Consider the following 9,021-nt stretch of genomic DNA (forward strand, 5'->3'; position numbering starts at 1 on the left):
ATTCCGGCTGGCGGCCAGGGGGATTGAATCCAGTCCTTCATGCCTCGCGGCAGGCTTGGAATGAAACCTAACGGTGAGCCATCACCCAGGGGCGACTCTTCTCTGCCATGACATTGGTTCGTGCCTCGATGCGTGCCAGGTAATGCACTTGCAGGTCGCCTGCGGTGTTGTCCACAACCAGGTAGTAGTCCCCGCTCTTCGGGGTGATCACCGAAAACTTGATTTCATGGGATGCCACCGACTGGAACAGGGCCCGGTCGATTTGCGGGTATTTCTGGAACCCTTCCTTGTCGAGCAGCAGCACCCGGATTTCTTCATCGCTGGTCAGTTCGAAATTCAGGGTCGATCCCTGGTAAACATTTTGGAGACGGGTGGAGTTCCATTCGTGGGCCGGAATGGACGCGGTCAATTCAACGGATTTCTGCCCGGCCCACGCCGGTGTGCAGACCAGCATTCCCAGTAGTATTGCGGCAAACAGGCGCATCATAAGTCCCCCTTTTGGGTTGGAAATACCACGAAATCGGGTGGCCATTGCGAGTATATCCTATTCATTATCAGAAAATTCCTACAAGAATTCAATGGGAATAATGCATTTTCCTGAATCGGGGGCGCCCGTTTTAGGAGGGGATTGGTTGTTTCTTTTTTTCAATATGCTTATGGTAATATCCGTTCTTCTAAGTTCGTAACTCCTTAATTTGCAATATTTCCCCTGACCATTTTTAAATTTATGAGGGAACGGGTTTCGGTTGACATTCAAATTGAATGGGGGGTTTAATTCGCATACTCACGAAGACTTGTTCCCACGGTCTTTCGTCTGTGAAGGGGAACAGGCCGGCAGTTTGAGGGCGTGAAAGCCACCCACTGCAGTGCCGGGGAAGAGTCGGGCGGAGATAGAGGGCAAAGCCTAAGGGGGACAGGGTTGGCAACTCCCACACGGCCTGCACCAGGGTATCAATGCAAAGGTATGCTTTGGAGTTTTGTGGGAGGGACTCATGGCTTTTCCGTTTGGGCCGGTAAGGTGCGATCCTGCCTCTGTAGAGGAATACAATCCGTCCACAGGGTTGGGACGCAAACGTTGGGGCCGGCGTCACACCCGCGTGCCGACTTCGCTTCGCCGTCCCGGACGCGAACGCCCCGTTTTTGAAACGCTCGAACCCCGCCTGCTTCTTTCCGCCGATCTGACTTATATCGGCCCGTCCACCGATCTCACTCTTAAATTTGATGCCGGCCTGAACCAGTATCAACTGGTTGACGACACGGATACGGTTGTGTCATTCGACACAGCCGATGCTTCCAACACCATCAACATCACAGGCACCGCCGGCGCGGATTCTTTGGGCCTCGATCTGGATACGCTGGGCAGTGGCAAGACCATCAATTTTGATGGATTCGGCGACGACACGCTGAAGTCCACCAAGGATTCGGACCAGACCCTCACCAACACCAGCCTCGATGCAGGCGGACAATCGTTCACCATTTCCGGTTTTGAAAAAGCCGAATTGACCGGCGGCAACAGCGCCAACACGCTGGATGCCTCCGCCTTCACCGGCGACGTGACGCTGAGTGGTTTGGGCGGGGCCGACCGCCTGATCGGCGGTACGGGTAACGACACCCTCATCGGCGGCCTCGGCGACGACGTTTATGAATTCGCTGACAACTGGGGTGTCGACACACTGACGGAGGTGACGGGCGAGGGCACGGACCGTCTCGACTTCACTGCCACCACCGGCACGTTAAAGGTCGACGAATCCGATACCAAAAGAATCACCAGCGGCGCGCACACCCTGACCAATCTCGACACCGCCGCCGAAGAACTCGACATCGCCATCACCAGCGACATCCAGGATTCGCTGGAGATCGGTTTCAATGCCGCCAAGGACCTGATCACGCGGCTCACGTCTTCGGTTACGGAACTGAGTTCCGCTCTGCCGATGCTCGACCCGGATACGGGGTCGTTCTCCGCCCTGTTCGGCCTGGCCGACATGTTCCAGGAATTGCGGGAGCAGATCGATTCACTGGGCGCGGGCGTCAACCTGTCGGACGTCACCGGCGCCATCACCAACCTGCCCGGCGTGGGCAGTGCCGTGAACCTGTCGCCGGGGTACCAGGGCGACGCGTCCAACAACCTCGAAATCGTGGTGGACGCGGGCATCTCCAAATCCATCCTGAACCAGTTGATCGACATCGACCTCGGCACCGAAGGGGCGTTCCTGAATTTCAACATCGACGCCCAGCTGTCCGTCGACGCCACGTTCGCGGGCAGTGTCGGCATCGGCGTCACGACTGTCGGCACGCCCACGGCGTTTCTGGCCGGGGCCGAGCTCGACTTCACGGTCAACGTGGACGGCGATATCGACAGCGCCGCGCTCGACCTGGGCTTCCTCGATGTCACCGTCGATGGAGCGCCGGGCAATGAAATTTCCTATTCCGGCGGCCTGCTGATTGCGGTCAGCGATCCGGTGGACAACAAGATCGCGCTCTCCGAGGTCACCGATCTCGGCTTCGATCTGGCGTCTCTGGTATCCGTCACGCCCACGGGCACCGGCTTCACCACCGGCGATCTCAATGTCACCGTTCAATCGGGCATCAACCTGCCCGGAGACATCCCGCTGACCAGCGGCATTTTGAACATTGTATTCCCGACGTTCACCGATTTTTACAACGGCGTCCTGCCGACCATCAGCCTGACCAGCGGCACCATCGATCTGCTCGATTTCAGCAACATCACCCCCGGCGATGTCGCGGGCATGCTGAGCGACCTGGTGGACACGCTGTCGGCGCTGGCAGGAAGCGAACTGCTGGATCAGGTCATCCCGCTCACCGGCGTGACGCTGGGCGACCTGCTCGATTTCGGCGAAGGGTTCAGGCAGGAAATCCTCGATCCGCTTTTCGTCAGTGGCGATGCGACGGTTCCGGATTTCGACGGCGACGGCATCCCGGATTTCGATTTCGACAGCATTCAGGATCTGGTGGCGGAACTGACGGCGTTGTTTCCCATTTCGATGGCCGGACTGGTCGCGCGGTTCAACCCGACCGACCGCGAGCTGGTCTTCAATATGAATTTCAGCTCCCTGCTCAACATCGGCACTTCGCCGATTTCCCTGGGAGCAAGCCTGGGCGATCTCGCAGGCATCAGCACCACGAGCGAATTTGATCTCAGCACGAGTTTTGATTTCAACCTGGATTTCGGCATCGGTCTCGGTGCCAGCGAAGATATCGAGCTTCTGCCTTCGCCGTTCTCGCCGGACAACGTGGCGGAGTTGAGCATCGCACAGCAGGACGGTGCGGCAGCGACGGATTTTTCCGTGCAGATCGTGCGCGTGGACAACGCCACGTTGGGCAGTTACAAGCTCGGCGACCCGACAGGCGCGCACGAAACCGGAACCATCCAGTACAACGCCTCCGCCGCCTCCGTGGCCGCCGCGCTCAACAGCATGGCCGCCCTCAACGGACTCGGCTGGGCGGTGCAGGTCACCAAAACGGTCGAAGGCAATGACAGCGTGTACACGGTGGTGTTCAAGGATGCCACCGACACCGACAAGTCGTTCAATCCCAGCGGCGTGCTGCTGCCGCCTCTGGATGACGCGGACAACACGCTCAAGGGCGCGGCGGATGGCGTGCTTTCCAGCACGGCCACGTTCGACATCAAGCTGTTCAGCAAGGCGGTCACCCTGCTTGCGGGCACGGCGGGCGAGTTCACCGTGCCGGAATCGGAGCTGGGTTCGATCACGGTCACCGTCAATCGCGACACCGGCAATGCCAGCCTCGACGACCTCAAGGTCGATGTGCAGACGCAGGTGAACACGCAACTTGTCAATCAAGGTCTGACTCTCGGCTTCCTCAGTGGCGGCGAGTTGTCCACGGGCGCGAAGACGCAGGCCGATGCGACGGTCATCGCCACCGGTGCGCCGATCGACACCCTGCATGAAGATGTCGAGTTCACCGTGGTCATCAACGGTGCCGACGAGTACACCGGCATCCTGCGTGCGGTCGATGTGCTGGATACGAATGGCGATGATGAGTTGGATTCGGGCGAGTTGGCGGCGACGGTTTCGGCCACTGACTTGGGCGATGCTCTGGAAGCGGCCATCTTCGGTGTACTGGATTCGGCGGGACTGGCTTCCGATTACAATGTGAGCATCGGGGTCACCGGCGGCAATCTCACGTTCGATGTCGCCGCCGCGCCGGGTACCGACACGGTGGAACTGGTCTTCAAATCTCCGGTCACGGTGGACAGCGGCGGCGGACGCATCGCCTTCTCCACGCCTCCGGGCACTCTGTCGGCGGAAGTGTTCAATCCAAGTGTCGCCACCGCCAGCCGCATCGAGGTCTCGGCCGATTACAACGATACGGCCTTCCAGGAAATGGGGCTGCTCAGCGCGCCGACGCCCTTCGACGGCGTGCTCGACGACGACATCGAATTCACCTTGGACGTGAACGGCACCGCGGTCGATGTCTTCCTCTCCGCCGCCAGCACCGCGGGCAATACCAGCATCGACGACCTGCTCACTCAGCTCAATACCGCGGTCGATACCGGTTTGACCAATGCCAGCCTCGGCGCGGGTCTGGTCGATGTGTTCCGCGTCGATCCGGATGGCAACCGGCTGGGCATCACGGGAGATCACACCAGCGTGGACCGCCTGTCGATTGACGTGCCGGATTCGCTGACCACCGGCCCCAATGCGGGCAATGCCAACGGTGCGATCACCGAACTGGGATTCGAGTCGGGCGAGGGCGATCCTTTCGCCGGCGCGTCCGCCGAGTTTTTCATCGACAACGTCACTCTGGATGCGAACGCCAGCATCGACGCCACCACGCTCAACCTCGTGGCCAACGTCGGGTTCCTGGAAGTGGAAGCGGACGGCAGCGGCAGCATCAGCGCCAACGCCAACCTGAGCGTCATCAATCCGCTCGATGGAGGCACGCGGGTCAACGGCGAAACGCTCATCGCCGCCGTTTCGCAAGGCAAATTTTTACACGAAACTCCGCCCGGTCCAGGTGGCACTCTGGACAATCTGAACACCGGCTTTCTCAATGTCGCCATCGGCGGCGGCCTCAACTTCAGCCTCGACATCGACCCGACCGCCGGGCTGTTCGACGGCGCCAACAACCCGATCAACAATTTCGACGCGACGTTGACCATCGACGGCACCAGCCCAAACTGGCTGACCAGTTTGCCGGACGTGAACGTCAACTTCACCGGGCCGGACTTCGACGCCATCATCAGCGAGTTCAAGGACCTCAGTTTTCAGGACATCATCGATGGCCTGAGTTTCTTCGTCGAGTTCCTGCAAAGCCTGGACGGCACCAGCCCCGGCGGTTCCGCAATCGCCGATGCGCTGGATTTCGACCTGCCGCTCATCAACCGCAGTGTGGCGGACCTCGTGCAGATCGCCGACGATCTGGCCGACCGGCTGGATGCCCTTTCTGCCGATCCTTCCGGTTCCGTGCAGGCGTTGAACGATCTTTTGGTGGACATTTTCGATCTGCCCGCCGCGGCGAGCAACATCCTGTCATTCAACCCGACCACGTCCGTGCTCGGCATCAATCTGGGATTCGATGCGGCGGCGTCATTGACGCGGCCGTTTTCGCTGAACCTGGCGGATGTGCTGGCCTCGGCCGGCGCGCCGGATTTCCTGACCGATCTGGTCAGCCTGGAGGCGGGCGGCAACCTGGGTGTGAGTGCGGGCGTCGATGTGGAACTCGCGCTCGGTCTCGATCTCACCGGTGCGGACAAGGGTCTTTTCCTGTTCACCGGCGCCAACGGCACGCGGCTGGCCGCCAACGCTTCGGCCACCGGCAACAACCTGTCGTTCCGCGCGGGCCTCGGTCCCTTCCAGGTGCTGGTGGATGGCGGTAGCGGCACTCTGGGTGCGGGCATCGACCTCACGCTGAATGACGATGGCGACGGACGCCTCGACCTGATCACGCTGGGAAGCGGCGGCGGCATCAGCCTGCCGTCTTTAGGCGACCTCAATATCGACATCATCGGCATTGCCGAAGCCACTTTGCCGCTGTTCGTCGGCAGTGTGGACAACCCGATTCCGATCGGAGCCGACAACGAAATCATTCTGAGCGCCGATCTGGATGACCTCATCAGCGGCGTGCCCGGTGCGTTCAACGTCACCCTGCCGAACCTCGACCTGTTCTCCAACCCGCCCGGCATATTTGAACTGCTGGCCGACCCGGCGGTGGTGGTCGATGGTCTGGATGCCGTCCTGCTTCAGATTCAGGAAGCACTGGAAGGCCAGATTTTCGGTTTCGAGTTGCCGTTTGTCGCCGACGCGCTCAAGGACAACCCGGTTTCCAATTTCATCGAGGATTTCCGCGACGATTTCCTCAATCCGCTGGCCAACACCCTGCGCGCCAACAACGTCAACCTCGACGGACTCATCGGCCTCATCCAGGACTCGATCTTCAACACATTCGATGGACTGGGAATCCTGAAAGACAGCGACGGCGTCGGCGGTCTCACCGCGGACGACATCGTGCATACCGGCGCCAGTCTGTCGAACCTGAGTGAAGACTTCATCCAGTTCGATTTCAAAATCGGGCAAACTTTCGTTCAGGAACTGACGGACATCGATTTCGATTTCAACCTGCCCGGCCTCGGACTGGAGGCGGATTTCACGCCGACCCTCACTCTCGACTGGAACCTGGATTTCGGGTTCGGTCTGGACGAGACCAAGGGATTCTATTTTGTCACCAGCGATCCGGATGAGTTGACCCTCAGCATCGATCTGGACCTGGGCTCCACACAGGCCATGCCCGCTTTTGCCTCCGGCCAACTGCTGTTTCTGGCGCTGGGCATCACCGACGGCATCGATCTCGATGACGACGGCGACCTGGAGTTCTCGGGTCTCAACCTGACCGGCGCGATTGATGTGGCCGACCCCAACGACGACGGGCGGTTGACCATCGGCGAATTGATTTCCGGAAGCATCGGCGACATCTTCCAGCCGTCGCTCACCGGCTCGGCCGATATCCTGATGCAGGCGGAGGTGGATTTCACCACGCTGGGAAGCGCCGACCTGGCGCGCGTTCTACCGTCGATCAGCACCGGGATCATCGTTCACTGGGGCCTGTCGGCCACCCCCAACACGGGACTGGTGGTAGACGACCCGTCCATCGTGCTGGCGGACGTCAGTCTCGATCTTGGTTCGTTCATCTCCGAGTTTGCCGCACCGATCCTGGGCAACATCGCCGACATCATCGAGCCTCTGGACTTTTTGATCGGCCCGGACGGATTCCTGAACAAGCGCATTCCGCTGTTGTCGGACCTGGCGGGCAAGACCATCACCGGCCGCGACCTGATCGAGACGTTCGACCCGACGGCCAAGATCGGTCCGTTCCTCGACGCCATCGCCGAACTGTTTTTCCTGATCGACCTGGTGGATGACGCCGAGGCGGCACTGGCCAGCACGGGTTCACTCAATTTCAATTTCGGCGACCTGGTGCTTTCGGATCCGACCAGTTTCTTCGACACCGGCGCCGTAGCGAGCTACCTCGGTTCGTTGTCCGACCGCATCGACCTGAGTCTGCCGAACCTCAACAAGAATTCGGTCAAAAACGTCAACTTCAAGAACATGTCGCTGAATGCGCCCAGTCAGCAGGGCAGTGGCGGCGGCCAGGCGGTCACCCGCTTCCAGTCCGGGGTGACGTCGGCGGGCGCACTTCAGTTCAACCTGTTTGACCCGGCGACCATCTTCTCGCTCCTCATGGGGCAGGACGATGTCACGCTGTTCACCTATGAACTGCCGGAGTTCGGCTTCAATTTCTTCTACAAGCAGAAGTTCCCGATTTTCGGTCCGTTGACCGCGAGCCTCGGCGGCGGCATTGGCGGTACCATCGATCTCGGTTTCGGGTACGACACACGCGGTCTGCAACAGTTCATCGGCTCGTTCAACCCGGCAACGCTCATCAACGGGTTCTTCCTCAACGACCTCGATCCGATCACCGGCGAGGACCGGCCGGAAGCGACACTCACCGCCACCATTGTGGCCAGCGCGCAGTTGGATTTCCTCATCGCCTCGGCGGGCGTCGAGGGCGGTGTCGATATCAACATCTTCTTCAATCTGGCGGACCTCGATCACGACGGCAAGATCCGCTTCGACGAGATGGCCGCGAACCTCGCCGCCAACAGCTTCAATCCACTGTCGGTATTCGACACCAGCGGCGTGGCGGAATTCTTCCTGCGCGCCTTCATCGAAATCAACCTGCTGGTCACGAAGATCCGCAAGACCTTCGAGTTTGTGCGCGTCGAGCTGTTCTCGTTCGACATCCCGTTCAACCGGCCGGGCATCCTGGCCACGCAGGACGGCGACGTGTTGACCCTGTCCATCGGCTCCAACTCCGAGAACCGGCTGAACGGCAACGTCAGCGACATCTCCGAAAAAATCCATGTGAAATCCGACGGTAGTGATGTGCTGGTGTGGTCGGATCAGTTCTTCGTCGGCGAGGGCCTGGCGCAGAGGTTCTCCGGCGTCAACACCATCATCGCCGACGGCGGCCTCGGCAACGACGAAATCGACCTGAGCGGACTCAACTCCGGTTACGAGGTCATCGTCCACGGCGGCGTCGGCAACGACGTGATCGTCGGCAGCAAGGGCGACGACGAGTTGTACGGCGACGCGGGCAACGACACGATCCTCGGCATGGGCGGGGCGGACCTGGTGGACGGCGGCACCGGCAACGACAACCTGTACGGCGATTTCCAGGCGATCGGTCTCACCATCGAAGGCCGCTCCATCAATTCCATCTTTGGCGGTACGGAAGATGAGGACACGCTGAAAGGCGGCGCGGGCAACGACAACCTGTTTGGCAACGGCGGCAACGACACCCTCGATGCGGGCACGGGTACGGACAGTCTGGACGGCGGCGCCGAGGACGATGTGTATCTGGGTCTGCTGGTCGGCGGCGCGAACACCATCGCCACCGGAAGCGGATTCAACACCCTCGACTTCAGCGACGTGCGCGACCGGGTGACCTTCACCCTTCGCAACGGCCAGGTGGTGGCCTCGT

The 9,021-nt window shown here is 60.4% G+C and carries 2 protein-coding genes; one reads left to right on the forward strand and one right to left on the reverse strand.

Features of this window, described 5'->3' with window-relative positions; genetic code table 11:
• Positions 1–67: 67 nt before the first annotated feature.
• Entirely contained in the window at positions 68–487 is a 420-nt protein-coding gene (locus TX82_RS06675) for a hypothetical protein (protein ID WP_005008440.1), read from the reverse strand.
• Positions 488–992: 505 nt separating this feature from the next.
• On the opposite strand from TX82_RS06675, the gene TX82_RS06680 reads away from it, so the two are divergent.
• Positions 993–9,021, forward strand: an 8,029-nt coding sequence (locus TX82_RS06680; RefSeq protein ID WP_144079110.1) for an LEPR-XLL domain-containing protein, incomplete at its 3' end; no start/stop codon positions are given.

The sequence above is a fragment of the Nitrospina gracilis 3/211 genome (genome assembly GCF_000341545.2).
In the GTDB taxonomy this organism is placed as follows: Bacteria; Nitrospinota; Nitrospinia; order Nitrospinales; family Nitrospinaceae; genus Nitrospina; species Nitrospina gracilis.

Bases quoted from the DNA above. Each gene is read 5' to 3' on its own strand.
- TX82_RS06675 (WP_005008440.1), bottom strand. From the start codon at position 487: ATGATGCGCCTGTTTGCCGCAATACTACTGGGAATGCTGGTCTGCACA.